This window comes from Agrobacterium sp. El2ro-1b, from assembly GCF_048298475.1.
Classification (GTDB): domain Bacteria; phylum Pseudomonadota; class Alphaproteobacteria; order Rhizobiales; family Rhizobiaceae; genus Agrobacterium; species Agrobacterium fabrum.
Genome location: NZ_CP103458.1, coordinates 492,080 through 518,049, shown reverse-complemented (window position 1 = coordinate 518,049; position 25,970 = coordinate 492,080). Strand labels below are relative to the sequence as shown.

Annotated in this window: 27 protein-coding genes; 12 read left to right on the top strand and 15 right to left on the bottom strand. The window is 60.8% G+C overall.

Features of this window, described 5'->3' with window-relative positions; all coding sequences use genetic code 11:
* Positions 1 to 32 precede the first annotated feature (32 nt).
* Complete coding sequence (locus NYR50_RS02505; RefSeq protein WP_418136670.1) at positions 33 to 929, top strand: LysR family transcriptional regulator; 897 nt, start codon at positions 33 to 35, stop codon at positions 927 to 929.
* A gap of 44 nt (positions 930 to 973) precedes the next feature.
* On the opposite strand, the gene NYR50_RS02500 is transcribed toward NYR50_RS02505, so the two are convergent.
* The 3 genes from NYR50_RS02500 to NYR50_RS02490 form a co-directional block, all read right to left on the bottom strand.
* Positions 974 to 1,753, bottom strand: a complete 780-nt coding sequence (locus NYR50_RS02500) for a VOC family protein (RefSeq protein WP_418136669.1) — start codon at positions 1,751 to 1,753, stop codon at positions 974 to 976.
* 97 nt (positions 1,754 to 1,850) lie between these two features.
* Positions 1,851 to 2,345, bottom strand: a complete 495-nt coding sequence (locus NYR50_RS02495) for a DUF1579 domain-containing protein (protein WP_418136668.1) — start codon at positions 2,343 to 2,345, stop codon at positions 1,851 to 1,853.
* 24 nt (positions 2,346 to 2,369) lie between these two features.
* Positions 2,370 to 3,098, bottom strand: a complete 729-nt coding sequence (locus NYR50_RS02490; RefSeq protein ID WP_418136667.1) for a DUF899 domain-containing protein — start codon at positions 3,096 to 3,098, stop codon at positions 2,370 to 2,372.
* A gap of 150 nt (positions 3,099 to 3,248) precedes the next feature.
* Between NYR50_RS02490 and NYR50_RS02485 the strand changes: the two genes are divergently transcribed.
* From NYR50_RS02485 to NYR50_RS02475, 3 genes are all read left to right on the top strand, one after another.
* The gene (locus NYR50_RS02485; protein WP_418136666.1) at positions 3,249 to 3,695 is read left to right on the top strand and encodes a MarR family winged helix-turn-helix transcriptional regulator; all 447 of its coding nucleotides are present in this window, start codon (positions 3,249 to 3,251) and stop codon (positions 3,693 to 3,695) included.
* Positions 3,696 to 3,788: 93 nt separating this feature from the next.
* Positions 3,789 to 4,211, top strand: coding sequence for a YciI family protein (locus tag NYR50_RS02480; RefSeq protein WP_418136665.1), 423 nt, complete (start codon positions 3,789 to 3,791; stop codon positions 4,209 to 4,211).
* 425 nt (positions 4,212 to 4,636) lie between these two features.
* On the top strand, positions 4,637 to 6,151 hold the full coding sequence (locus tag NYR50_RS02475) for an ABC-F family ATP-binding cassette domain-containing protein (protein ID WP_418136664.1): 1,515 nt from the start codon (positions 4,637 to 4,639) through the stop codon (positions 6,149 to 6,151).
* A gap of 22 nt (positions 6,152 to 6,173) precedes the next feature.
* Here NYR50_RS02475 and NYR50_RS02470 read toward each other — a convergent pair whose 3' ends face one another.
* The 3 genes from NYR50_RS02470 to NYR50_RS02460 form a co-directional block, all read right to left on the bottom strand.
* Positions 6,174 to 6,935, bottom strand: a complete 762-nt coding sequence (locus tag NYR50_RS02470) for an RES family NAD+ phosphorylase (RefSeq protein ID WP_230059825.1) — start codon at positions 6,933 to 6,935, stop codon at positions 6,174 to 6,176.
* Complete coding sequence (locus tag NYR50_RS02465) at positions 6,895 to 7,278, bottom strand: MbcA/ParS/Xre antitoxin family protein (RefSeq protein ID WP_010971193.1); 384 nt, start codon at positions 7,276 to 7,278, stop codon at positions 6,895 to 6,897. Before NYR50_RS02465 ends, NYR50_RS02470 begins: the two co-directional genes overlap by 41 nt.
* 109 nt (positions 7,279 to 7,387) lie before the next feature.
* Positions 7,388 to 7,810 carry an organic hydroperoxide resistance protein gene (locus NYR50_RS02460; RefSeq protein ID WP_230059827.1) on the bottom strand — a complete coding sequence of 141 codons (423 nt, stop codon included), beginning with the start codon at positions 7,808 to 7,810 and terminating at the stop codon, positions 7,388 to 7,390.
* Positions 7,811 to 8,002: 192 nt separating this feature from the next.
* On the opposite strand from NYR50_RS02460, the gene NYR50_RS02455 reads away from it, so the two are divergent.
* A complete protein-coding gene (locus NYR50_RS02455; protein ID WP_230059829.1) occupies positions 8,003 to 8,461 on the top strand; it encodes a MarR family winged helix-turn-helix transcriptional regulator in 459 nt (152 codons plus the stop codon).
* A gap of 54 nt (positions 8,462 to 8,515) precedes the next feature.
* Here NYR50_RS02455 and NYR50_RS02450 read toward each other — a convergent pair whose 3' ends face one another.
* Positions 8,516 to 9,241: a L,D-transpeptidase gene (locus tag NYR50_RS02450; protein ID WP_230059831.1), complete on the bottom strand. Its 726-nt coding sequence runs from the start codon at positions 9,239 to 9,241 to the stop codon at positions 8,516 to 8,518.
* A gap of 158 nt (positions 9,242 to 9,399) precedes the next feature.
* Positions 9,400 to 10,308 carry a L,D-transpeptidase gene (locus NYR50_RS02445; RefSeq protein WP_121690936.1) on the bottom strand — a complete coding sequence of 303 codons (909 nt, stop codon included), beginning with the start codon at positions 10,306 to 10,308 and terminating at the stop codon, positions 9,400 to 9,402.
* Positions 10,309 to 10,476: 168 nt separating this feature from the next.
* Between NYR50_RS02445 and NYR50_RS02440 the strand changes: the two genes are divergently transcribed.
* Positions 10,477 to 13,227, top strand: a complete 2,751-nt coding sequence (locus tag NYR50_RS02440) for a heavy metal translocating P-type ATPase (RefSeq protein WP_418136663.1) — start codon at positions 10,477 to 10,479, stop codon at positions 13,225 to 13,227.
* A gap of 170 nt (positions 13,228 to 13,397) precedes the next feature.
* Positions 13,398 to 14,198 carry a glycosyltransferase family 32 protein gene (locus tag NYR50_RS02435; protein ID WP_418136662.1) on the top strand — a complete coding sequence of 267 codons (801 nt, stop codon included), beginning with the start codon at positions 13,398 to 13,400 and terminating at the stop codon, positions 14,196 to 14,198.
* A 21-nt stretch (positions 14,199 to 14,219) separates the two neighbouring features.
* Here NYR50_RS02435 and NYR50_RS02430 read toward each other — a convergent pair whose 3' ends face one another.
* The 3 genes from NYR50_RS02430 to NYR50_RS02420 form a co-directional block, all read right to left on the bottom strand.
* Positions 14,220 to 15,185, bottom strand: coding sequence for an alpha/beta hydrolase family protein (locus tag NYR50_RS02430; protein WP_418136661.1), 966 nt, complete (start codon positions 15,183 to 15,185; stop codon positions 14,220 to 14,222).
* A 155-nt stretch (positions 15,186 to 15,340) separates the two neighbouring features.
* Entirely contained in the window at positions 15,341 to 16,966 is a 1,626-nt protein-coding gene (locus tag NYR50_RS02425) for a cisplatin damage response ATP-dependent DNA ligase (protein WP_418136660.1), read from the bottom strand.
* A gap of 1 nt (position 16,967) precedes the next feature.
* Positions 16,968 to 17,984, bottom strand: a complete 1,017-nt coding sequence (locus NYR50_RS02420) for a ligase-associated DNA damage response exonuclease (protein WP_418136659.1) — start codon at positions 17,982 to 17,984, stop codon at positions 16,968 to 16,970.
* A 235-nt stretch (positions 17,985 to 18,219) separates the two neighbouring features.
* On the opposite strand from NYR50_RS02420, the gene NYR50_RS02415 reads away from it, so the two are divergent.
* Positions 18,220 to 18,537: a type II toxin-antitoxin system RelE/ParE family toxin gene (locus NYR50_RS02415; protein ID WP_418136658.1), complete on the top strand. Its 318-nt coding sequence runs from the start codon at positions 18,220 to 18,222 to the stop codon at positions 18,535 to 18,537.
* Complete coding sequence (locus tag NYR50_RS02410) at positions 18,518 to 18,817, top strand: addiction module antidote protein (protein WP_174007791.1); 300 nt, start codon at positions 18,518 to 18,520, stop codon at positions 18,815 to 18,817. The genes NYR50_RS02415 and NYR50_RS02410 overlap by 20 nt, the downstream gene beginning before the upstream one ends.
* A gap of 36 nt (positions 18,818 to 18,853) precedes the next feature.
* On the opposite strand, the gene NYR50_RS02405 is transcribed toward NYR50_RS02410, so the two are convergent.
* Complete coding sequence (locus NYR50_RS02405; protein ID WP_418136657.1) at positions 18,854 to 20,383, bottom strand: MDR family MFS transporter; 1,530 nt, start codon at positions 20,381 to 20,383, stop codon at positions 18,854 to 18,856.
* A gap of 141 nt (positions 20,384 to 20,524) precedes the next feature.
* Here NYR50_RS02405 and NYR50_RS02400 point away from each other — a divergent pair, with 141 nt between their 5' ends.
* Entirely contained in the window at positions 20,525 to 21,040 is a 516-nt protein-coding gene (locus NYR50_RS02400; protein WP_418136656.1) for a MarR family winged helix-turn-helix transcriptional regulator, read from the top strand.
* A gap of 84 nt (positions 21,041 to 21,124) precedes the next feature.
* A complete protein-coding gene (locus tag NYR50_RS02395; protein WP_418136655.1) occupies positions 21,125 to 21,784 on the top strand; it encodes a glutathione S-transferase family protein in 660 nt (219 codons plus the stop codon).
* A gap of 140 nt (positions 21,785 to 21,924) precedes the next feature.
* Here NYR50_RS02395 and NYR50_RS02390 read toward each other — a convergent pair whose 3' ends face one another.
* Both NYR50_RS02390 and NYR50_RS02385 read right to left on the bottom strand, forming a co-directional pair.
* Complete coding sequence (locus tag NYR50_RS02390; RefSeq protein WP_418136654.1) at positions 21,925 to 22,545, bottom strand: glutathione S-transferase family protein; 621 nt, start codon at positions 22,543 to 22,545, stop codon at positions 21,925 to 21,927.
* A 137-nt stretch (positions 22,546 to 22,682) separates the two neighbouring features.
* Positions 22,683 to 23,681 (bottom strand): asparaginase, encoded by a 999-nt coding sequence (locus NYR50_RS02385; protein ID WP_174007778.1) that lies wholly within the window; start codon positions 23,679 to 23,681, stop codon positions 22,683 to 22,685.
* Positions 23,682 to 23,754: 73 nt separating this feature from the next.
* Between NYR50_RS02385 and NYR50_RS02380 the strand changes: the two genes are divergently transcribed.
* Positions 23,755 to 24,507 (top strand): DUF3750 domain-containing protein, encoded by a 753-nt coding sequence (locus NYR50_RS02380; protein WP_418136653.1) that lies wholly within the window; start codon positions 23,755 to 23,757, stop codon positions 24,505 to 24,507.
* Between the two features lie 4 nt (positions 24,508 to 24,511).
* Here the strand turns inward: NYR50_RS02380 and NYR50_RS02375 are convergent, their stop codons facing one another.
* A complete protein-coding gene (locus tag NYR50_RS02375; protein ID WP_418137330.1) occupies positions 24,512 to 25,855 on the bottom strand; it encodes a chloride channel protein in 1,344 nt (447 codons plus the stop codon).
* Positions 25,856 to 25,970: the final 115 nt, after the last annotated feature.

Sequence of the window (25,970 nt, the reverse complement as noted above, 5' to 3'; positions counted from 1 at the left end):
ATCATAACCTCGATGGGTAGAATTTCTAACCAATGAATATCGATCTCAACGCGTTGTCGACTTTCTGCCTGGTGGCCGAAGAGCGAAACTTCCGGGCGGTGGCGGACAGGCTCGGCGTGACCCGATCCGCCGTCAGCCAGACCATGCGCAAGCTCGAGGAGACCATGGGCATAGCGCTGGTGCGGCGAACGACGCGCAGCGTCAGCCTGACGGAAGCGGGACAGCAGCTTTACGCGGATGTTTCACCATCGATCGGCGCGATCTCGCTGGCGGCACAGGCCGCGTCGTCCCTGAGCGGCACGGTGCGGGGGCAGCTTCGGCTCGCCGTTTCCTCCATTGCGGAGCGCTTTCTCTCGGGACCGCTGCTTGCGAGTTTTGCCGACGCCCATCCCGAAGTGCAGCTCGACATTGTCGTGACGGACGAAGAATTCGATATCGTTGCCGAACAGTACGATGCCGGCGTGCGCCTTGGAGAGCTTATCGAACAGGATATGATCGCCGTTCCGGTATCGGCACCGCAGCGACAGCTGGCCGTCTGTTCCGCTGAATATCGCGACCGTTTCGGCCTGCCGACGCAGCCGCGCGAATTGATTGATCACAGATGCATCGGCTGGCGGGCGCGTCCGGGTGTTGCGCCTTATCGGTGGGAATTTGCCGAGAGCGGCCGCGAATTTGCGGTTGCGGTGCAGCCGGACTTCACCACCAACGACATGCAGTTGATGATCAAGCTGGCATGCGCCGGCGCGGGCATTACCTTCGGCATGGAAGAGACGTTCCGTCCCCATCTGGAAAGCGGGAAGCTCATTGCGATGTTGGAAGACTATTCGCCTGTTTTTGCTGGGTTTTATCTCTATTATCCCAGCCGCCGCCACATTGCGCCGAAGCTGCGCGCCTTCATTGACCACGTCAGGCTGTCGAGAGAGCGGTAATCTGCCGGAACGGGCCCCGGCAGATCGTTTTCGAGAAGAAGAGATTATTTCTTCTGCGAGACCAGCGAGAAATAGGCGCCCTGCGGATCGACGCAATTGACGATCCAGCTTTCGCCGGGAACTTCCATGGGCCCGTTGACGACCTTGCCGCCGCCGGTGCTGACACGGGTTATCGCGTCCTCGATGCCGTCGACATTGAAGTAATAACCCCAATGGCAGACGGGAACCTGCGGCATGCGTTTCATGATGCCGCCAACGGCTTTGCCCTTATGGGCGAAGATGCGGTACGGACCCATCTCGCCCATGTCGAAATCATGGTCCTTGGTCCAGCCGAACACGTCGCCGTAAAAGGCCATGGCATCATCGACATTGTCGGTGAAGAGTTCGTACCAGCCGACATGGCCCTGCTTGGCCTGCATATCCTCGGGGAAACCGCCGGTTTCCATCGGCAACGGCGTCATGATGCAGAGCACAGCGCCATAGGGGTCTGCGACCACGGCAAAACGACCGATTTCGGGGATATCCTGCGGCGGGCGTCGGATCGCGCCGCCCCTGTCGGCGAAGAGCTTTGCCGTGGCGTCGACATCGTCGACATCGACATAGGCCGTCCAGTTCGGGGGAATGCCCTGACCCTTATGCTCTTCCGTCAGCTCCATGACGCCGCCCATGCCTTTGCCGTCTGCTTCCAGCACCAGATAGGGCATTTCCGGCGAACCGAAGTCCTTGGTCTGCCAGCCGACGACATGACCGTAAAAGCGGGCTGCCGCCTCCATGTCGGGCGTCATCAATTCGACCCAGATGAATTTTCCATGCGTATCGGACATTGTCGTCTCCTCTGGAGATTGGGTGCGTGGTGTTGTTCGGTGAGTATCCGCCGCGGGACGCGGCAGCGCTTGTCGTGCAGGCAGAACCCGGCGCGGTTTACATCTTGCGCCGGAATTCCGATGTCATGAAGGTCTTGAAGGTGCCATCCGGCTGCTTGACGCTGCCGGAAAAGCTGCGGTGATTGTCGTCATGTAGCACCAGCACGTCGTGATAGGTGGCGGTGTCTCTGGAGCCGTCAAAGGCCGGGCCTTCCGCCTCCAGCGTCAGGGTCTTGCCATCCTCTTCCAGCCAACCCTTGTAAACCCAGAGATTGGTCATCATCGAGCCCACCCAGGTGCCGACGAAATTGCCTTTGGCCGGGTCGAAACCAACCGTGATGACAGCGGTCATGCTGGTACCGTCAGGCATTTTTCCGGTGCCCTCGCCGATGATCCAGAGGCCACCGATGGAGCGCACCTTCTCGGTGAAAACCTGTTCGGGATCATTGGGGTCGTAGGCCTCATGGCCGGAGCTGGCGGTCATGATCCAGTCTCCGACGATCCTGTTCAGGAACTCGTGTTCCTTCTGCGGCTTGGCGGTTGGAATTTCCATTGTCTTCTCCTCCTATGTCCCCGTTCAATGGCAGCAGGATGCGGCTTTCGGCGCATCCTCATACTGGTCATGGCGGCGCACCCAATCCATTACCTCATCTTCATTACGGCCTTTTGGCACCAGATCGAGAAGCATCAACGTGCCGAGCGTCTGCTCCGCGCCACGGGCGTAGGTGGAATAGGTGTGATAAATCTTGCCGTCCTCACCCTTGACGAAAACGCTGATGCCGTGCAGGTCCTTCAGGTCGCCAAAGGGCGCCATGTCGCGGTAATTATAGGTGATTTCACCTTTTTCCATATCCTCGTCGCGAAACGAGGCCTGGTAATCATAGTTGAAATCGCTGCCCTCGGCCGAAACCCAGGGGAATTTCCAGCCCATGCGGTTTTTATAGCCTTCGATCTTTTCAAGCGGCGCGCGCGAAACCGCGACGAAACCCGCATCGCCATGCCTGAGATGAACGAGCACGCCATCGACATGATCGGCGAAAAAGGAGCAACCGACGCAGCCCTCCTCCCAGTCCGGCGCCAGCATGAAGTGATAAACGATAAGCTGGCTGCAATCGCCGAATAGTTCTTTCAGGGACCTGGGGCCGGAAGGCGCATCGAAGATATAGTCCTTCGTCACCTCCTCCCAGGGCAGCGCGCGCCGGGCCTCATTCAGCCTGTCACGGGCGCGGGTCAGTTCCTTTTCCTTCGCCAGCAGATCGCGGCGGGCCGCAAGCCACTCCTCCTTCGAAACGACGGGATGAGACATGATCTTTTCCTCCTTGGATCCGTCTTTCACCGCGGCACGCTCCGCTCCACCGGAGGGCGCCGCCTATTTCTGTGCTGAAAGGCAATAAACAGTCTGCGGAGCAACCAAGTTCCGCTTGACTAATTAGGTTGATATCAACATATTTATTGCATGTCAAACGCCGGCGTGATTCCTTTTTCGACAACCCTTCTCGTGCGAGACTCCTGTCTTTGCCTGCATGCGCAGCGTGCGGCGCGGGCTTTGGCGCGACTTTTCGACAATGCACTGAAGCCAGCGGGAATCACCAATGGCCAGTTTTCCCTGCTTATCTCGCTCAACCGGCCGGAGCCGCCGCCGATGGGGCCGGTTGCCAATCTTCTGGCGATGGACCGCACGACGCTGACGGCGGCGCTCAAACCTCTGGAGCGGCGCGGGCTGGTGCGTATCGAGCCTGACCCAAAGGACAAGCGCGGCAAGCGGCTGCGGCTGACGCCCGAAGGCGTTGCGGTGCTTGCGGTCGCCTTCCCCATCTGGGAGCAGACCCACGCCGAGGTGGAGACAAAGATCGGCAGCGGCGACCCCGGCCGGCTGCGCCGCGATCTCATCGATCTCGGCTGACGGCATAACGCCACTTTTATCGGCAAGAATGTCATTCGGCCGTCGCGACGGGGAGCGAAACTCAGCAGAAACGCACATCAAGGAGGAAAGATCATGCGTGCAATCGTTTTTGTAAAAGCCACCAAGAGCAGTGAAGATGGTGTCATGCCCACGACCGAACTCATGGAGGCCATGGGGAAATTCAACGAGGAACTGGTCAATGCCGGCATCATGCAATCCGGTGATGGCCTTCACCCCTCCTCCAAGGGCAAAAGGGTTGTCTTCGACGGCGACAGCCGCACCGTCGTCAACGGTCCTTTCCCGCACACCAATGAGCTGGTCGCCGGTTTCTGGATCTGGAACGTGAAGGACATGGACGAGGCCGTGGAATGGGTAAAGCGTTGCCCGAACCCGATGCTGGAGAAGAGCGAGATCGAAATCCGCCCGATGTTCGAGATGGAAGATTTCGGCGATGCGGTGACGCCCGAGATCGCCGCGCATGTCGAAGAACTGCGCGCGCGTGTCGGCAAACAATAGGCCCTCCGGCGGAGGGCAGAACCCCAGTTAACCGACAAGGTGCGGCTTTCGTAGTCCCCACAGGAGACGACATTCGCCGCACTGCCCTCCCGCCTGTTCCGGCTCTGCCTACCCGTCAGACGGGTTGCCACGGACGACGTCCGCTGGTAATGCTCGGAGCGGTTCAACACGTTTCGAGAAAGGAGGCTTCGCATGGATATTTCCTGCTTCTGGCGCAATCGTCAGCTCTGCCACCTTTTTGCCCTGCGGACACGTTTGCAGGGCTGACCGGAACACCAACACTCTGGTTTGCCCAAAAGGCCGCGCAGGATGCAGCTCGTCTGCTATTGCGCCTGTTTTCACGACGGATCACTACGAACCGAAACCCGGTACTGCCTGTGGCAGACCACGGTTCTTGACGGGTCCGTCCTGCCAGAGACGACATCATGACCATCATCACACTTCGAAACCTCGGAATCATTCTGGGTAAGCCGCTTTTTTCCAATGTCAGCCTCACCGTGAATGCGGGAGACCGCATCGGCATCGTTGCGGCCAATGGCTGCGGCAAATCCACCCTGCTCAACTGCCTCGCAGGAGACATGGAGCCCACGAGCGGCGATATCACCCGGCTGCGCGGGTTGACGCAGTCGATCGTCCACCAGAATCTGCTCTCCGCGCTGATGGACCACACGATGCGCGACGCCGTGCTTTCCGCTTTGCCGGCGGACACGATCGACAGCGACAGCTGGCGCGCCGACATCATCTTCGACGCCATGCTGGTGCCCGAACCCTTCCGTGAGCGTCGCCTGAAAGAACTGAGCGGCGGCTGGCAGAGGCTTGCCATGCTGGCCAAAGCATGGATCACCGAACCTGACGTGCTGCTGCTCGACGAGCCGACCAACCATCTCGACCTCGAAAAGATCAACGTGCTGGAAAGCTGGCTCGGTGAATTGCCGCGCGATACGGCCGTCATCATCGTCAGCCATGACCGCGCTTTTCTCGACAATGTCACCCGGACCACGCTGTTCCTGCGGCCAGAAAACTCGGCGCTGTTCCGCCTGCCCTATGGCCATGCGCGCGCGGCGCTGGAGGAGGAAGATGCCGCCGATGAGCGGCGTTTCCAGCGCGATATGAAAACCGCGCAGCAATTGCGCCGGCAGGCGGCCAAGCTCAACAATATCGGCATCAATTCCGGCAGCGATCTCCTGACTATCAAGACCAAGCAATTGCGCCAGCGTGCGGAAAAGATCGAGGAGAAAGCGCGCCCTGCCCATAGCGAGCGATCCGCCGGCAAGATCCAGCTCGCCAATCGCGGCACGCATGCCAAGGTTCTGGTGACGCTGGAGGACGTGCCGGTCTCGACGCCGGATGGAACATTGCTTTTTCGCACCGGCCGGCAATTTATCCGTCAGGGCGACCGCATCGTCATTCTCGGCCGCAATGGCGTCGGCAAGACCCGGCTGATGTCACTGCTGCAGGCAGCGGTGACGGGTGCTGGCCAAATACAGGATGGCATAAAGGCCACGCCGTCACTGGTGGCCGGTTATGTCGACCAGTCGCTGGCCGCAATCGACGACGACAGCACGCCGGCGGCGCTGTTGTCGCGCCGTTTCGACATTGGTGACCAGCGCATTCACGGCCTGCTCGCCGGCGCTGGCATCGACATGGAAATGCAGAAACGCCGCATCGCCACGCTCTCCGGCGGGCAGAAGGCGCGGCTTGCCATGCTGGCGCTGCGGCTGGCGGAGCCGAATTTCTACCTGCTGGACGAACCCACCAACCATCTTGATATAGATGGCCAGGAAACGCTGGAGGCGGAAATCATCAGCCGTGAGGCCAGCTGCGTGCTTGTCTCGCACGACAGGAGTTTCGTGCGGACGGTCGGAACCCGCTTCTGGCTGATCGAAAAGCGCAAGCTGGTGGAAGTCGATGATCCCGAAGCGTTTTTCGCCTCGGCATGAAACTGCAGATAATAACGCCCCGTCAGCCCAGCAGGCTGGCGAGGCGCGGATCACCGGCGAAATCCGAGACCGCGAAACCGGTTCTGCGCATCGGAAATTCGCATAGTGCCTGCACGCCGGTCTTCGACAGGCGGATGCGCCAGCTCATGCGTTCTACCGGCGCTTTTTCGGCAAAGGCTTCGGGAGAAAGGATCGCGATATTGAGGCCAGCGGCGGGATCGCGCACCGAACGGTAGAGGATCGCCTCCACCTTGGCCACTCGCGCCTGCTCGGCCAGCGCCTGGCACGGCTCGTAATTCTTCAGGTCGGTCCACAGCGCCTCGTCCCGGTTCAATTCCGGTTGCGTCAGGTCCAGCGCCGCATCGGTGGCGATACGGGTGGCAAAGGCGGAATAGTCGGCGGGATTGGCCGGCAGCGGTGTGCCGGGAGATTCGGCATAAAACAGCAGCCGGTAAAAGGCCATTTCGGCGAGCGCCGTTTCCACCTTCGCGGCGGCATAATAAACGCCCTCGGTATAGCCCGCGCGGCGGAAACGCGAGCCATGCGGATAAGCGGCGCCATATCGGAAAGGCGTGGCGAGAAGATAATCGAAACCGGCGCATTCAGGCGGAAACGGCCTTTTGCTCGTCTCCAGAATATCTTCCAGCAGCGATTGCTCCTCCACCGTATCAACCAGCTTCATGGTGGAAACCTGATGCTGCGCTTCCACCAGCCGCCAGAATTTTCCCGATGCGGCCCGTTTTTCAGACAGGAGCGCGTCGGGCGTCCAGATAGGATAGGACATCGATCAATCCGGTAATGGTGGTGAGCCTTTCGGCAGGCACGGCATCAAGCGCCGTATTGTGATTGCGCAGCCAGTTTTTGGCCACCGCCTCATCGCCGCCGGTAATCGCATCCAGCGAGCGGAAAACCCGGATCAGCAGCACCGCAAGCTCGAAGGACTTGGCGCCCGGCTCCAGCAGGAAATCAAGCCGCCTCATGCGCGAGACCGTTGGCGCGGACACACCCAGAATATCGGCCGTGCGCGCAGCGTTCAGGCCCAGCCGCTCGGCGGCGGCGATGACGGCCTTGGTGACGACCCTGCCCTGCGATGCGGGATCCATGGCGGTCTTGGCGTGAATATTCATGGCGCATATCCTTTCCTTGGAAAGAATATAGCACATTTCTTTCTGCAAACAAGAAGGCCGGGATAAACCCGGCCCCAAGCTTTATAGTCAGGCGCGTAAGCCCGCTTTATCAGGCCACCGAGACCGGCACTTCCGTGGAGGTGCGCATGGCGTGGCTGTAAGGGCAGACGATGTGGGCTGCTGCGACCACTTCTTCTGCCTTTTCACGCTCAAGACCGGGAATGTTGACCTTCAGCGACACTTCGATGCCGAAGCCGGTGCCGTCTTCGCGCGGGCCGATGCCGACGGTTGCCGTCACAGTCGTGTCTTCGGGAATCTTTACCTTGTGCTTGCCGGCGACAGCCTTCAAGGCGCCGAGGAAGCAGGCGGAATAACCGGCTGCGAAAAGCTGCTCCGGATTGGTGCCACGGGCGCCATCGCCACCCAGTTCCTTCGGAACTGTCAGCGTAACGTCGAGCACGCCGTCTTCCGACTTGGCGTTGCCGGCGCGGCCACCGGTGGCGGATGCTTTGGTCGTGTAGAGAATAGGCATGGCATTTACTCCTTCGGGTTGATGTTGAAAGCCTTATAGCGTACAATTAAATTGTGCGCAATATAGTTTTGCACATTGAATGACGATTTGTTTTTTGCGATAATTTTCAGGAAATTTCGCCGCGCATTCATGTGGCAGGAACCGAAAGCGGGGGCCGATTGTTCCCTCCCCGGTTGATTTTGGAGCAGGAAAATGGACGCAGAGGGCAACGAGAAGACAATGGAAAGCCTGTTGAGGCTGGACCAGCAGATATGTTTTGCCCTTTACGGCGCAGCGCATGCTTTTACCCGCGCCTATAAGCCGCTGCTCGACCCGATCGGGCTCACCTATCCGCAATATCTCGTCATGATGGCGCTGTGGGAAAAGGAAACATCCACCGTCAAGGCGCTCGGCGAAATGCTGGGCCTCGATTCGGGCACGCTGTCGCCGCTTCTCAAGAGGCTGGAGCATGCCGGTCTGATCACCCGCAAACGGGGCACGGTGGACGAGCGGCAGGTGCTGGTGGCGCTGACGCCTAAAGGCGCCGACCTCAAGAAAGAGGGCGTGAAGATCATGGCCGCCATCGGCGGCGCCACCGGCTGCGGACTGGAGGAACTGGCGCAGCTGCGCGATCAGGTGAATGCGCTGAAGGAAGGTCTTGCTCGGCCGTAGTCCCGAAAAGAGAAAGGCGGCACGAGGCCGCCTTTTTATACGAGGAGTTTCGGCTTACTGCCACACCACCACACGCGCCTTCTGCGGCACGCGGTCGTAGAGGTCGATGACGTCCTGGTTCATCAGGCGCACACAACCGGAGGAGACGGCCTTGCCGATGGAGTTCCATTCCGGCGAGCCGTGCAGGCGGTAAAGCGTGTCCTTGCCGTTCTGGAAGATATAAAGCGCGCGGGCACCGAGCGGGTTTTTCAGGCCCGGCGGCATGCCGCCGTTCTTGGAGGAATATTTGACCAGTTCCGGCTGGCGGGCGACCATTTCGTCCGGCGGGGTCCATTTAGGCCATTTCTGGCGCCACTGGATGACACCTTCGCCCGACCAGGCGAAACCATCGCGGCCGATGCCGACGCCGTAGCGCATGGCGCTGCCGCCCTGCTCCACGACATAAAGGAAGCGCGAGCGCGTATCGACGACGACGGTGCCGGGGCGTTCGCCGGTCGGGTCTACGACCCGCTGGCGATAAAAACGGCGGTCGATCTTCTGATAGGGAACCGCGGGAATGACGTAACCGCCATCCTCGACCGAGCCGTACATGACGGCCAGTTCCGCATCGCTGACGCCCGACGAGAACATCTGGCGGAAATCGCTGCCGATGCTGCTCGCCTGCTGGCGAATGGCGTCACCCGTGCCGGAGGACGCGCAGCCAGCCAGCAATGAAGCGGAGGAAATACCCAGAAGGGAAAGGAAAGTGCGTCTGGAAAGATCTGTGTCGGTGCTTGTCATAAGGCCGGATTGTCCCACATTTCGAACGGCTATATCGCCGCTGTACATCGTTTGTTCCACGTGTACAGGCGTATTGCGAAAATAGTTAACCGACCGCTAAAAGCCAGTCGGAAGGCGCTGGCGGAACGACGCCCGCATCTCTTTCTTTTAGAACGTGGTCAGATAACCACAATCTGCGCCCCCTGCGGCACACGTTCGTAGAGGTCGATCACATCCTGATTGAGCATGCGCACGCAGCCGGAGGACGTCGCCTTGCCGACGGACTGCCAGTCAGGCGTTCCGTGCACGCGGTACAGCGTGTCCTTGCCATCCTTGAAGATATAAAGCGCACGGGCGCCGAGCGGGTTGTTGAGACCCGGCGTCATGCCGCCATTGGCGGCCGAGATGGAGGTGAGTTCAGGCTGGCGCTTGACCATTTCGTCGGGCGGTGTCCAGCGCGGCCATTTCGCTTTCCACTGGATCTTGCCGCGGCCCGACCAGGCATAACCATCACGGCCGAGACCGACGCCATAACGGATCGCCTTACCACCGGACTGCACGAGATAGAGAAAATGCTGTCTGGTATCGACCACGATGGTGCCCGGCGCTTCCGCCGTCTGGTAACTGACTTCCTGCCTGAGATAACGCGGATCGATGCGGCCATAGGGAATGGCCGGCAGCGAGCGGTCCTCGTCGCGGATCGGGCCGTACATGACCCGGTGCAGCGGGTTGGAGACAGGCAGGCCATAGGCCATCATCTGGCCCTGCGGCTGCGGCGCATTATAGCCCTGCACCTGCGGGGCTTGCAGCCCCTGCCCGCGCACCGGCGGGCCGTATTCCTGATGGAAGCGGGTTCTGAACAGGTCCGGCGGGCGCGTCGAAAGCTGGCCCGGCTGCGGCGGCAGTTCCGGCTGGCGATTGGAGCTGACGGAATTAAAATTGAAGACCGGCGCCGTTTCCCTGACGAAGACATCCGGGTCCATCCGGGTCGTATCCGTCACGAAAAGGCAACCGCTCATCAGAGGCAGCAGGGCGAGCCCCAGCAGAGAGGCCGCCCGGCGACCATTTTTCAAAAGGAGTGCTATCATCTGAACCGCTTCATGGAATCCAATCTGCCGGCATGATGAACCGCGCGGCTGGCGCGAGGCTGGCGTCGGTATTTTCAAAAAAAATCGAAAAACTGCATTTTTCCTCTTGAAGCTCTAGTTGCTAGAGGTGCCAGATTGGCTGTCGACTGGAATTCAGGAGCGAGAACCATGAATATTTCGACACGCGGCAGTTTGAACGGGGAATCAGAGGAACTGACCTTCAAGGTCGGCGGCATGGATTGCGGCAGCTGTGCGGCGAAGATCGAAACCGCGCTCTCGCGCCTGCCCGGCGTTGCAGACGTCAAGGTGTCGGTTGCCCGCGAAAGGTTGAACCTGTCGCTTGCCGAGAATAAAACCCCGGTCGAAAAGATCGAGGATACGTTGCGCAAGCTCGGCTTTAAGCCCGCTTTGCTGCCGCGGGACAAGGCTCCGCAGGCGAAGGTCGAGGCCGATCATCACGACCACTCCACCTGCGGCGGCCATCATCACGACGAGGCTGAAACCGTCGCTGAACAGAACAAGGCGCTGATCTTTTCGGTCGGCGGCATGGATTGCGGCAGCTGCGCGGCCAAGATCGAAACCGCGCTTTCCCGCCTGCCCGGCGTTGGCGACGTCAAGGTCTCGGTGGCCCGCGAAAGGCTGAACCTCTCGCTTGCCGAGAACAAAACCCCGGTCGAAAAGATCGAGGACACGCTGCGCAAGCTCGGCTTCAAACCCGCTCTGCTGCCGCAGGAAAAGACCGCGCGCGAAAAGGCGCCTGAGCAGAATCACGACCATGACCACGCGACATGCGGCGGCCATCACCACGATCATGATCATTCCGGGCACGATCATTCCGGACATGACCACGCGGCGCATGACCATTCGGGGCACGACCATTCGGGGCACGACCACCAGTCCTGCAAAGGGCATGACCATGACCATTCCGACCATGATCATTCGGGTCACGACCATTCCGGACACGATCATGCGGGCCACTCGCACGCTGCCGCACCTGCCGCCGCGAGCCAGAGCGCCGAGATAGGGCACGCCCATGGCGCGGATGAAAAAGGTGCATGGTGGCGCACCGCGAAAGCACGCAACACCTTCACCGGTACCGTGCTGGTCGCCATCGCCTATGCGGCGGAACTGACCTTCCCGGCCTGGGGCAGCTATGCCTTCATCGTCGCCACGCTGGCCACGCTTTTCCCGATCGCGAGAAATGCCTTCAACGCCGCCCGTTTCGGCGCGGTCTTCACCATCGAGATGCTGATGACGATTGCCGCCATCGGCGCGATCATCATTGGCGAGGCGGAAGAGGCGGCCATTGTCGTGCTGCTGTTCTCCGTTGGCGAATTGCTGGAAGGTTTTGCGGCCGCCCGCGCCCGCTCCGGCATCAAGGCGCTCGGTTCGCTGCTGCCGAAAACCGCGCTGGTGGAAGAAAACGGCTCGCTTCGGCAGATCGCCGCCGATCAGGTGCGCATCGGCCAGGTGGTCGTGGCACGCCCCGGCGACCGCATCGCCGCCGATGGCGTTGTCATGGAAGGTCAATCCAGCGTCGACGAATCGCCGATGACCGGCGAAAGCATTCCCGTGGCCAAGGAAAAGGGCGCGCGCGTTTTTGCCGGTTCGATCAACCATGATGGCTCGCTGCGCATCCGTGTCGACCGCGCGCCGGAAGACAACACCATTGCCCGCATCATCACGCTCGTCGAAGAAGCCCAGGATGCCCGCGCGCCGACGGAACGCTTCATCCAGAACTTCTCGCGTTATTACATGCCGCTGATCGTGGCGATTTCCGCACTCACCATCGTCGTGCCGCCGCTTGTCGGCCTCGGCGACTGGGATACCTGGATCTATCGCGGTCTTGCCCTGCTCCTGATTGGTTGCCCCTGCGCGCTGGTCATCTCCGTTCCCGCGGCCATCGCCTCCAGCCTTTCGGCTGCGGCACGCCACGGCATGCTGGTGAAGGGCGGCGCGGTCATCGAAATGCTGGCGCGCACCGAAACCGTCGCCTTCGACAAGACCGGCACGCTGACGCTCGGCGAACCCGTGGTCACTGACGTGGTGGCGCTTGACGGCAATGAAGCCGAACTGATTGCGCAGGCCGCGACCATCGAGCATGAATCGAGCCATCCGCTGGCACGGGCCATCGTCAACCACGCCGAAAAGCTGGGCGTGAAGCCCCTACCCGGTTCCGAGATCAAGGCGATTTCCGGACGCGGCATGCAGGGCAGTGTCGGCGGCAAACGCCTGTTCATCGGCGCGCCGCGCTTCGCCACCGACGTCGGCAACGTTTCGAAGGATCTATCCGACCGCATCGCCAAGCTGGAGAGCGAAGGCAAGACCGTGGCTGTCGTGATGGCTGGCGGTGAAGCAAGCGGCCTCTTCGCCATGCGCGACGAGCCACGCAAGGATGCAGCCGAAGGCATCAAGGCGCTGAAGGATATGGGTATTTCCTCGCTGATGCTGTCGGGTGACAATGCCCGCACAGCGAAGGCAATCGGCAACAAACTGGGCCTTGAGGCGCGCGGCGAATTGCTGCCGCAGAACAAGGTCGAGGAAATCCGCAAGCTCGCCGAAAAGAAGACTGTGGTGATGGTGGGCGACGGCATCAACGACGCGCCGGCCCTTGCGGCAGCCAGCGTCGGCGTCGCCATCGGCTCCGGCACCGACGTGGCGATGGAAGCGGCGGATGCGGCGCTGATGCGCAACAATGTCGGCGATGCCGCCCGCCTCATCGGCCTGTCGCGCGCCACCATGAGCAACATCCGCCAGAACGTGACGATCGCGCTCGGCCTGAAGGCTGTGTTCCTGGTCACGACCGTCACCGGCGTTTCCGGCCTGTGGCTCGCCGTCTTCGCCGATACGGGTGCCACGGTTCTGGTGACAGCCAACGCCATGCGGCTGCTCGGTTACTTCAATGGCCGCAAAGCCTGACCCCAGCTTTTCCGAAACCGGCCGAGCCCCGTTTATCCGGGCTCGGCCGGTGCTGTTTTCACCTTATTGACAAATGAATTGCGTACAATAAATACCGCGTACCGCCGTTTCCACGCGCGTGACAATAGCGACAGGAAGTGCTGGCGATTCCACATGCGGGAGCATTGAACTTGACTAAGCATGGCTACAACCCGATTGCGTACCGCGCGATCAAGATCGGCGGCAACATCGTCAAGGTCGTCTTCTCCATCGATCTGTTCCTGCGGCCCGGGAGAAGAAAGACGCTTCCAGCGCACCAGCCCGCCCGTCGCCGCCCGAAATCGGAAAAAGCCATTCCACGCATCATCTGGCAGACGAATTATTCCAACCGGGTAACGACGCCGATCTATGCGAATTTCCTGTTCAACCGTTGGCTGACGCCGGAATTCGAATATCGTTATCACGATGACGAGGCGTGCCAGGCCTATATCGACCGGCATTTTCCCGGGCGCTACGCCGATGCCTTCCGCCGGCTGCAGGTGGGTGCCGCCAAGGCGGATTTCTGGCGCATTCTGGTGCTCTTGCAGGATGGCGGCATCTATCTCGATATCGATTCCAACTTCGCGGCCCGCCCGGAAGATGCGATCGGCCCGGATGAGGAAGCCGTCTTCATCGCCATGAAAGATGGCGAAGTGACGAATTATTTCATGGCCGCCAGACCCGGTCACCCGGCGCTGAAGCTGATGGCCGACCGCATTGCCCAGAATATCGAAGAGGGAACGCTCGTCAGCGTTTATGACATGACCGGCCCGACGGTGGTGCATGCCGTCGTCAAGGAGCTAGGGCTACCGGAGCGCAATTACCGCGAGATGTGCACCCAGGGGCAATTCACCAACAAGCGCGCCCAATATGCCGACAAGAAAGATGGCGCCTGGTGGGCGGAGCAGGCCAAGACGTCCATCGTCAAAAACCCGGACGCCACGCGCGCCTAACCAACGGCGCGATATCGCATTTCAGACGAAAGCGTTGAAAAGGCGGATGCTCTCCTCCACCGCATGCGGCACCACGCCATTGTGGGTGCCGGGCAGCAGTTTTTTGTCGATCTTGAAGCCGGATGTCAGGGCGCGATCCACGAAAAGCTGGTGATCGGCATCAAAAGGCCGCTCCTCCGTGCCGCGCAGCAGCAGCGCCGGACATTTGAGGCTGGGGCCGAAGCAGACGGAAGAGCGCATGATGAATTCGCGCTCGTCGGTCTCGTCGAAACAGATCTCGTCGCTATAGCGGTTGAAATAACGCCAGGAATTGACACCGGCGGAGATGGGGGCTGCAGCGCGGAACTTTCTGCTCATGGCGGCCAGAATCGTCAGAGTGCCGCCATTGGAATGGCCAGCGATGAAGAAGCGGTTTCTATCGATGCCGGGCAGATTTTCCAGATAGGTCGCCGCCGCCAGCGCATCCGCCGTTTCGTTGTAAAAACCGGAATAATGGCCGCTCTGGCCGTTCTCCCCGCGGAAGGACGGTAAAAGCACGACGTAACCTGCCTCCCAATAGGGCTTCATTAGCGCCCAATGGCCATCGCCGGTGGCATTGCCGCCATGGAGAAACAGGACCGCGGGTTTCAACGTTTTTGAGGGCTGGTAATGGGAGAGCCAGGCAACAAGCTCGATCGAACCATCCGGCCCGCCGGGATAGGTGACGCGTTCCGCACCCGGTGGCGTGCCGAGGACCGAGGATTTTTCCGGCGCGGCCATATGGCGCAACAAATGGGTGTGGAACCGTTTGCGTGCCTCGGCATAATCCTGCCGTTCCAGCGGCAGCACCTCGGGGGTGACAATGCCCGCTTTCGCGCGGGGTGGTAAAAATGCCGCCGCCGACAGACCCATGGCACCGGCCAGCAGGCTTCGCCGGGTCAGGCTCGGGATGCTCGTGCCGCTCTCTTCCTGTCCGAAGGCTGAGGAAAGAAAGCGCTTGTCTGCCATAAGATCACCTGAAGAGGATGGTTGTAACAGCAGTTCAGCACTGCGGCGGGGAGCTGTCCAATCACGGATTCGCGAATGACAACAACGTATTCGCAGCCATCATGGCAATTTCTGGACAGGGGTAAGGTTTCCAAACGCAAAGCCGCCTCATTTTCCTAACCGTCCACACCATCTATCATCGAAACGAGCGTCGAGAGCCTGTCGGCCTCGGCCGGCAGCTTGTCGGCGCGCAACCTTGCAATACGCGGAAACCGCATGGCGACGCCTGACTTGTGGCGGGTGGAGCGGTTGATGCCTTCAAAGGCCACCTCCAGCACGAAGCCGAAATCCGGCGTGGCGCGCACCGCCCGCACCGGGCCGAAACGCTCGACCGTATTGTCGCGCACGAACTTGTCCAGCACTTCCAGTTCGGCATCGGTGAAACCGAAATAGGCCTTTCCAACAGGCACGAGCTGTTCGCCATCCTCGCCTTCCACCCAGACGCCGAAGGTGAAATCGGAATAATAGCTCGATCTTTTGCCGTGGCCACGCTGGGCATACATCATGACGGCGTCGATATTATAGGGATCACGTTTCCACTTGAACCATGGCCCCTTGGCGCGGCCAGCCTGATAGGCGCTGTCGCGGCGCTTGATCATTACCCCCTCGATAACAGGATCGGGCGGCGCGGCACGCAAAGTGTCGAGTTCCGACCAGCTGGAAAAGCCGATCAGCGGTGACAGGTCGAAGCGATCATGCGGCGCGCGCTCGATGATGTCAGACAGGCGGCCGCGACGCTCCAGATAGGTTTGCGCGCGAATGTCGCTCTCGCCCTCGAACAGCAGGTCATAAGCGCGGATGAAAGCGGGATAGTCATCCCGCATCTTCGCCGTCACCGTCTTTCGGTTCAGCCGCTGCTGCAAATCGGAGAAGGTGCGGGTGAGATTGTTGGAGCGCGTGGTGCCGCCGATCAGCAATTCGCCATCCATCACGCCTTCGAATTCGATGGCGTCAAGCACATCCGGGAAAGCGCCGGAAATATCGTCGCCGGAGCGGGAATAGAGCTTTCGCGTTTCGCCGGCCCGGGACAATTGCACACGGATACCGTCCCATTTCCACTCCGCCGCATAATCGGCCGGGTCCAGCGCATCGAGATCGCCTTCGGCCACTGGTGTCGCCAGCATCACCGAATGGAAGATGGCGGGCGTTGCCAGCAGCGGTCGGTCCGATTTACCCTCCAGCCAGGCGAAAAGCGTGGTGTAGGGCGGCGTCAGACCGTGCCATAGGGTTTCGATTTCAGTGATGTCCTTATCCGCAAAATCCGCCAGCGCCTGCCGCGCCAGCCGCGCCGAAACGCCGATACGCAGGCTGCCGGTGGCGAGTTTGAGGAAGGCGAAACGCGAGGAGGTATCGAGCCGGTCGAGCAGATCGCGCACCGCGCCGCGCACCTCGGTACGCCCCAGCGAATTCATCAGCGTCACTACTTCGCCGAGGCGCGGATCCTGCGCCTCCGCATCATCCACGCCGCCGATATTGCCCCAGACCAGAGAAATGGTCTCGGCCAGATCGCCGACATAATCATAGGAATAACGGAACAGCACCTCGTCCATGCGCTCCATAACCAGCTCGCGCAGCATGGCCGGTTTGACGCTTTTGAGGTCCAGCGTGCCGGCAATCGCCGCCAGCCCGTAACCCCGGTCGGGATCGGGCGTATCGCGGAAATAATCGGTGAGCAGCTTCAGCTTGCCGTTGCGCGACGGCGTAAGGACAAGGCGATCAAGAAGCGTGGCGAAGGCTTTCATTTCAGTCCCCCTCGTCTTCGTAACCGACGAGATGTAGCGGCTTGGCGGCAATGCCCTGCAATTCGCACCAGCGTACCAGCGCCTCCTCGCGGCCATGGGTGACCCAGACGGCCTGCGGGCCGATTTCCGTGATGGTTTCCAGGAGTTCCGGCCAGTCGCAATGGTCGGATATGACCAGCGGTAGTTCCACACCGCCTTGCTTCGCGCGCTGCCGCACCATCATCCAGCCGGAGGCGAAGGCGATCAGCGGCTCGTTGAAACGCCGCGCCCAGCGCTCCTGAAAGGCCGAGGGCGGACCAACAACGATGGCACCCTTGAAGGCGGCGGGGTTGCTTTTTTCCAGCGTCGCGGGCCTGAGATCACCGAGATCGATGCCCTGCGAGACGTAATAATCGCAAAGCCGCGCCAGCGCGCCGTGAATATAGATCGGATCGGCATAACCATTGTCGCGCAATAGCCTGATAACACGCTGCGCCTTGCCGAGCGAATAAGCGCCGACGAGATGGGTGCGGTCGGGAAACTGTTTGATGGACGTCAGCAGCTTGCCGATTTCCACACGCGGCAGAGGGTGGTGAAACACCGGCAGGCCGAAAGTGGCTTCGGTGATGAAGACATCACACGGCACTGTCTCGAAGGGCGCGCAGGTGGGGTCGACGCCGCGCTTATAATCACCGGATGCGACGATGCGCAGTCCATTCATCTCCACGGAGATTTGCGCCGAACCCAGCACATGGCCGGCGGGATGGAACCCGACAGTGACGCCGTTCACCTCCACCGTTTCACCGAAACCCACCGCCTGTTCACTGCCGCAGAAATCCTCGCCGTAACGAATACGCATGATATCGAGCGTCTGGCGCGTGGCCAGCACCGCGCCATGGCCGGCACGGGCATGATCGGAATGGCCATGGGTGATGAGCGCCCGCGCCACGGGGCGCACAGGATCGATGTAAAAATCGCCCGCCGGGCAATAAAGCCCCTTCGGCGTGGAATTCAACAGCTGTTCCGGCTTCATATTCATTGAGATAGGGCCGCCCGCGCGAATGTAAAGTGCTGCGAGCATAACGCGGAACGGGCGTTAAATTTCCCGCAGGGGTGTTTTTGTTTTGCCGTCACCTGCCTGTCATTTCGGCTTCGGCCTAGGGCTGTATCGCGTTGTGGCCGGAGTTCGCGGACACAATGCCAGCGCACCCACCGGCTTGGAGGGTAGTCATGGGATTCGCGCTTGCTCGACTGTATCCTTTCGGATACATTTTATGACGAACAGCTTCGAGAGATCGGAAGAGTTCGACGGATGGCTGAAAGCCTTGAAAGACCGGACAGGAAAAGTGCGGATTCTACATCGTCTCACGGCGGCAGAGCATGGGAACTTCGGTGATTGTGAGCCTGTGGGTGGCGGCGTTTCGGAAATGCGTATCCACCACGGTCCGGGTTATCGGGTCTATTTCACCCGCATTGGCAAGACAATCTATTTCCTTCTTGTCGGCGGGGACAAGTCTTCGCAGAAACGGGACATCAAGCGCGCAATCGAGATGGCGCAAACCATAGGAAGGGATGGCCGTGACGGAATTTAGCAAATTCGATGTGTCAGACTATCTGGATAGCGATGAAACCATGATCGAATATCTGGCTGTCGCGATGGAAGATGAAAACCCCGATGTCTTCATCGCGGCCCTTGGCGCAGTCGCCCGCGCGCGTGGAATGTCGCACGTCGCGGATGTTTCGGGCTTGGGGCGCGAAAGCCTCTATAAAGCGCTCAGGCCGGGTTCAAAGCTGCGCTACGAAACCGTTCAGAGGGTGTTGCAGGCGCTCGGCTTCCGGCTGGCCGTCGAAAAATCGCTGAACGCCGCGTGAGGCTGGCATTTGCGCCAGCCTGTCGACTAAACGTCCCTACTCTCCCGCTGCTTCCGTCGGCTTCGCGTCAACGGCTGCCGGCAGGCGCACCGGTTTCAGCATCAACGCCGCGGCAAGACCAATCGCCGCGGTGGCGGCGGCCGCGAAGAATAGCGGCGTAAACGCATCCGAATAAAGCGAGGCGACGGCGGCTTGGGAGGCTGCGGGCAGTTCGGCGAGCATTTTCGGCGTTAGTTCCTCGATCCTGCCGACACCCGGAATGTCGATCGCGACACCTTTCAGGCTTGACGAGACGATGGCGCCATAGACTGAAATGGCGATGGCGGCACCACCCATGCGGGTCAAGGTGACCGCGCCGCTCGCCGCGCCGATATCGGCCTTGGGAGCGGAATTCTGCACGCCGATGATGGGCGCCTGCTGGCCGAGGCCGACGGCGAAACCCTGCGCCAGCATCAGCACCGCGATGAGCCAAAGCGGCGTTCCGGCATGCATCTGCGTGAAGAGCAGCATGACGAGGACATTGATGGTGAGGCCGGCCACCGAGAACGGCTTGTAGACGCCGGTGATCGAGATGAGCCGCCCGGCTGACAACGAACCCATGACGATGCCGCCGGTGACGGCGATGAAGAACAGGCCGGCATGGGAGGGCGAAAGCCCGGTCGTGGTCTGCAGGAACAGCGCGTAATAATTGACCATGCCGATACCGATGCCGCCGCTGGTCAGCGAGACAATCATCAACAGCGGAAAGGTGCTGTCCTTGAAGAGGCGCAGCGGCACGACGGGTTCGGGCGCGCGACGCTCCACCTGCACCCACAGGAAAGCGGCGATGACGGCAAAGGCGATGATGCCGAGACTGGGGCCGGCGATCAGCGAGCCAAACAATTCGCTGCTATCGGCCCAGAATACAACGCTGGCGATGGTGGCGGCCAGAAGGACCGCACCGAGATAATCGATCTTTGGCTGTCGCGCCGGGCGACGATAGGGCAGCATCAGCGCGAGACCGGTGATGACGATAATACCGAGCGGCAAGTTGATGAGGAAGATCGACCGCCAGCCGAACAGATCGCTCATCGTGCCGCCGAGGATCGGGCCGACACTGCCCGACGCCATGATGGTGAGGCTGGAATAGCTCTGGTAGCGGGCTCTCTCGCGCGGTTCGAACAGATCCGCATTAACGGAGAAGATCGACACCATGATGCCGCCGCCGCCAAGGCCCTGCAGCACGCGGGCCGCAATCAGCGAGTCCATCGACCAGGCCAGCCCGCAGGCGAGCGACCCGAGCGTGAAGATGACGACCGCCGCGATCATCACATATTTGCGGCCGAAGAGATCACCGAGCTTGCCATAAACAGGCATGACCGCGCTGGTCGCCAGAAGATAGGCCGAGCCGATCCAGCCGAAACGCTCCAGCGCGCCGAATTCACCGACAATGGTGGGAAGCGCTGTCGAGACGATCTGGTTGTCGAGTGTGGCCATGAACATGGCCAGCATCAGAAACAGAAAAACAATGAGCCTGCGGCGGTGATCCGTCACAAGCGGCGCCACGGGGGCGGTGGACATATCCATGAAAAATCTCGTTGAGTTCCGGCGATTTTGCTGCGACAATTTGTGTGCTATTAGCATATATATGTCAATAGCAAATTTTTGACATCTGTGCTATCAGCGCTAAACGTGATCGGAAACCGGCATCGAAAGGAAAGGCTGAGAGTGGTGAGCGAGGAAGACTGGAACGAGGATTTGCCCGAGGACATCAAGCGGATCGGCAATACCATGACGCGCATGCGCATCATGATCGGCCGCCGCATCATCGGCCGCATGGCGCTTGCCAAGCTCGCTCCGGGTCTCGAACTCTCCCATATCGATGTGCTCGATATTCTGCGCCGTGCGGAAGGCGATGTCACCGTGGGTGCGATTGCCGAGGGCATGCGCATCGACCCTTCGCGCGGCAGCCGTGTCGTCGCCGATATGGTCGGGCGCGGCCTGTTGAAACGGGGCGTCTCACAGAAAGATGGCCGTCGCAGCATCGTCGAGATCACGCCGCTCGGCACCAGCCTTTTGCAGGAAATGCGCCGGACCAAGATGAGCGTCATCGAGGATGTGATGGAAGGCTGGCCGACGGAGGATGTGGAAACATTCGGCCGTCTGTTCGAGCGCTTCATCGACCGTTTTGAAAACCGGCTTTCGCCGGATGCGGACGTGCTCACCGATCAGAAAAAATCATAGCTACCCCTGACATCCACAACTTCACTTTACAACGACGAGACCGTAACGTGCCCGCGATCGAACAGGTTTCAAGGGGTAATTTCGATGTTGACGATTTACGGTGTGTACCGTTCCCGCGCCACGCGCACATTGTGGCTGGCTGCTGAACTCGGCATAGAATTCAAGCATGTGCCTGTCATTCAGGCCCGCCGCCTTGCCGATCCGCTCGCCACTGATGCGCCGCTCAACACGCTGTCGCCGGCATTTCTCGCCGTCAACCCGATGGGCACCATTCCCTCCATCGAGGATGACGGCATGGTGCTTTACGAATCCATGGCCATCAATCTCTATCTCGCCCGCAAATATGGCGGGCCGCTCGCCCCGGTCGATCTGAAGGAAGATGCGGCGATGCTGCAATGGTCCTTCTTCGCCGCCACTGAAATCGAGACCAATTCGCTGAAGATTTCTTCCGCCATCGCCGAAGGCCTGTCGGAAAGCGATGCCGGCAAGGCGGTGATCGATGTCGCCGCGCGTCTGCTGAAACGCCCCTTGCGGGTGCTGGAACAGCATCTTGCCACCCATGATTATCTGGTGGGCGACCGCTTCACCGTAGCGGATCTCAATGTGGCGGAAATCGTTCGTTACGCGCAAGGCCACCAGCCGCTGTTCGATGCCCATCCGGCGCTGAAAGCCTGGCTGGACCGTTGCCAGGCGCGCACGGCGTTCAAGTCCATGTGGGACAGCCGGACGGCCGAGGCGGCTTGAAACGAGCTCTGTGCGCGAGCTGGAGACATCTCTCCATACTCAACGTCATCCTCGGGCCTGTCCCGAGGATCCAACCACGTCTAATAAAATCAATAGGTTGCAGATCCTCGGGACAAGCCCGAGGATGACGATAGCGACTATTAACCCCTCTCCCCCTCCAGCGCCCGCTGCACCGCCGGACGGTCGTTCATGCGGCGGAAGTGGTCGTGCACTTTCGGGAAGCGGGCAATATCCACACCATCGCTTTCCAGCCAGCCGGACATGACGAAGAGATAGGGATCGGCCACCGAATAGGCCGTGCCCAGAACCCATGGGCCGTGCAGCATGCCGTGCTCGATCAGCTCGAAGCACTCGCCCATATTTTTCGGCACCCTGGCCTTCATATCCGCAAGCGAGCTATCCTCATTCGCCCAGCGGCTGCCGCGCCGACCATGGGCGTGGGCAACATGCACGGTGGAGGAAATGAAGGCATTGAAGGACTGCATCAGCGCGAATTCAAAGGGATCGTCGAGCGGCGCGAGTTTCTTCTCGGGCGCCATCTGGGCGATGAAGGCGAGGATGGCGGGCGTCTCCGTCAGCACGCCGCTCGCCGTGGCCAGTGCCGGCACGCGGCCCTTGGGATTGATCTGCAGAAATGCCTCGGAGCGCTGCTCGCCCTCCGCGAAATTGACGCGGTGGGCCTTGTAAGGCAGGCCGGATTCCTCAAGCACGATGTGGCTGGCGCGGGAGCAGGAACCGGGGGAGAAAAACAGTGTGAACATGGATATGCGACCTCCAAAGCAATGAGAGCGCCCACCTGTTTCCCATGCGGACGCCGCGCCTGCCGGCGGCCATGGGATAGCCATCACACGCAGGACACCTCATCATCGTGCCGGTAAACGGCCGCGTCAAAGGTTATTTAGAGCCCGACGACGCTGATATCGCCGACATGTATGCCGTTCCAGTTGCGCATCTGGCGGTTCGCCATGCCTTTTAAAGCCTGCTGCTCGGCACTGCCGTCGTCAAAATAGCGGGCAAGCAACGCCGTTACCATGGCTTCGGCCGCGCGTGTCGTGCCGTCTTCGCATTTCACCGCCATGGCAATCCCCTGATCCGGCAGGGCGGCGATGAAAACGCCTTCCGCCCCGGTCTTGGCGAAAATCTTGCCGGGCGCGATCTGCATCAGCTTCGTGCAGGCGCGACCCGTGCCTGCCACGTAAAATGGCTCGGCCATGCAGGCCTCGATGAGCCGGCGCGAGGCTTTCGCACGTTCTGCCTCGAGCCCCCTGCCCGTTGCCATTTTGGCGAAACCATGCGCCAGCCCCTTGAGCGGCACGGCATAGGTGGGAATGGAGCAGCCATCCACGCCGCAATTGTCATGGCCGAGCGCCGCGCCCGTCAGGCTCTCCATCGTGGCGCGGATTTGCCGCTGGAGAGGATGATCATAACCGACATAGCCTTTCGGATCGGTACCGGTATGGCAGCAGGCGCAGATGAAACCGGAATGTTTGCCGGAGCAATTATTGTGAAGCGCCGTCGGCTTTTCCAGCGTGCGGGCCTGATGGATGATGGTTTTCTGGTCCGACGACCAATGCGCGCCGCATTCCAGTGTGTCGACATCCCGGCCCGCTTTCGCAAGCATGGCGGCGGCGAGTTCCGCGTGGGCGTCTTCACCGGAATGGGAAGAGCAGGCCAGCGCCAGTTCGCGGTTGCCGAAGCCGTAGGCATCCGCCGCACCGCTCTCCACCAGCGGCAGCGCCTGCATGGCCTTGCAGGCGGACCGCGGGAAGATGCCACGCTCGATATCGCCGGCCGAAAACAGTACACCGCCATCGCCATCCACCACCACAGCAAGGCCGTGATGGCGGCTTTCGACGAGATTGCCGCGGGTCACTTCGACGGTAACGGAATTGTTCATTCTCTCAGCCTCAAAAAATTCTGATTTTATGTCGTTGATACCGCAATTGATTTTTCGATGCACGGGGCTATCAGTGAAATTTGCGAAACGTCTGCTGCTGGCGATTGCCGTTATTTATCTGCTACCCGCGCTGGCATCGGCCGGTCTATGGGCCATGAAGGACCATCCGCGCGGCTGGAACGCCGCCAGATGGTCGTCCTCTGGCATGCTGCCGCCAGCGTCGAGCGACGGGCAAGCCGCCATCTACGTCTTTTCCGCCATGACCGGCGGCTTCAAGGGGTCCGTCGCCAGCCATGCCTGGGTCGTACTGAAGAAGCCTGGTGCCACCACCTATGACCGGTATGAAAAGGTGGGCTGGGGCACGCCGATCCGCCATAACGGGTATGCGGCGGATGCCTATTGGTATTCCAACATGCCGCGTCAGGTGGTGGCCATTCACGGCGCGGCGGCGGAAAAGCTCATTCCCAAGATTGAAAAGTCCATTGCCGACTATCCCTATGGCAAGCCGGGTGGTTATCGCATCTATCCCGGCCCCAACTCCAACACCTTCGTCGCCCATGTGCTGCGCAGCGTGCCGGAACTGGGCGTCGTGCTGCCGCCGGATGCGGTCGGCCGCGATTATCTCCCGGACGACGCGTTTTATCACATTGCCGATGACTGGAAGGATGCGAGCGTCTCCCTTGGCGGGCTGTTCGGCGTTTCGGCCGGTACGCGCAGCGGTTTCGAGGTCAATTTCCTCGGTCTCGTCGCCGGCATCGATTTCGGCCGGCCGGGAATTAAGATACCGGGGCTCGGTTATTTCGGCGTCGCGGGAATCCGCACGTAAGCTGTTACGTCTCGCTGGCCTGAGCAGCGCGCCGGGCGCGGATGCTCTGGGCAATGAAGACCCGCGACAGGCCGTGATAAAGCGGCTCCCGCGAGAAAAGACGCGAGGTCAGATATCCGAGCATTGCCGCAACCATGATGGGAATGACGCCTTCATGATTGCCGGTCATTTCGAGAATGATGACAAAGGCGGTCATCGGCGCCTGCACGACGCCGGCGAAATATCCGGCCATGCCGACGATGGCGCCAAGGCCGATGCTGGTGCCGAGCAGGCTTGCCATGGTGCTGCCGAAACCGGCACCGACCGACAGCGACGGCGCGAAGATGCCGCCGGGAATGCCCGACATCATGGCAAGAAACGTCGCCGCCAGCTTTTCGATGAAGAAGAAGGCCGGCGCGGCCTCACCTTCGATTGCGGCGCGTGCCTGTTCATAGCCCGTTCCGAAGGTCGCTCCGCCTGTCGCAATGCCGATCACGGCGGAGGCAAGGCCGCAGGCGGCGGCGACCGCGAGCATGCGCTTCAACGGCATGGTCTGGGCAAAACGGCGGATACGCGCGGACAGACGCAGGGCGCCGGCGCTGAACAGCGCCCCAAATGCGCCGCCGCCAACACCGCAGATCAGCACCAGCAGCCAGTCCATCATCGTTTTCGCCATGACCGAACTGGTGCCGAAATAGGTATAGCTGCCGACCAGCGCCAGCGACGCAAGACCGGAGAGGATGACCGCAGTCAGCACCAGGCCGTTGGCGCGGGATTCATAGGTCTTGCTCATTTCCTCGATGGCAAAGACGATGCCTGCAAGCGGCGTGTTGAAGGCCGCCGCAATGCCGGCCGCCGAGCCGGCGAGAATGAGGCCCTTTGCCTGCGCCATACCGCCCCAGCGGGCAGCCTGCAGCATGATGGAGGCACCGACCTGAACGGTCGGCCCCTCTCTCCCTATGGAAGCGCCGGAGAGAAGGCCGGCGACCGTCAGCACCACCTTGCCGAAAGCGAGTTTCAGCGACAGCAGCCGCGAACGGTCCGCATCGTCGCGCAGGTGCCGCGCGGCAATCGCCTGCGGAATGCCGCTGCCACCGGCATTGGGAAAGACCGAAATCGCAAGCCAGGCGCAGAGCGTGAAGCCGAGCGGCGTGATGATGAGCGGCAGCAGAAACGCCCATTCGCCTGCGGATGTCACTGCCGAGAAAAGATGCTGGGCGCGATCCGCCGCCCAGGCAAAAGCGACGCTGATAATGCCGACCGCTATCGCGCCAACCCAGAAAACCGCCCTCGGCTTCCACACCCGCCACGACCCCCAGACGACGCGGGAACGGCGGAGCATCTTCAGCTTCTTGTAATCGGCGGGCATGGCGATCCGGATCAGTGATTGGTGTTCGGCAGAGGTTAAGCCCATTTATCTGCCTCAAGGCCCGCGATTGCAAGGTTTTGCATTTGACTTATCGCTGCCGATGATCGATCTTATG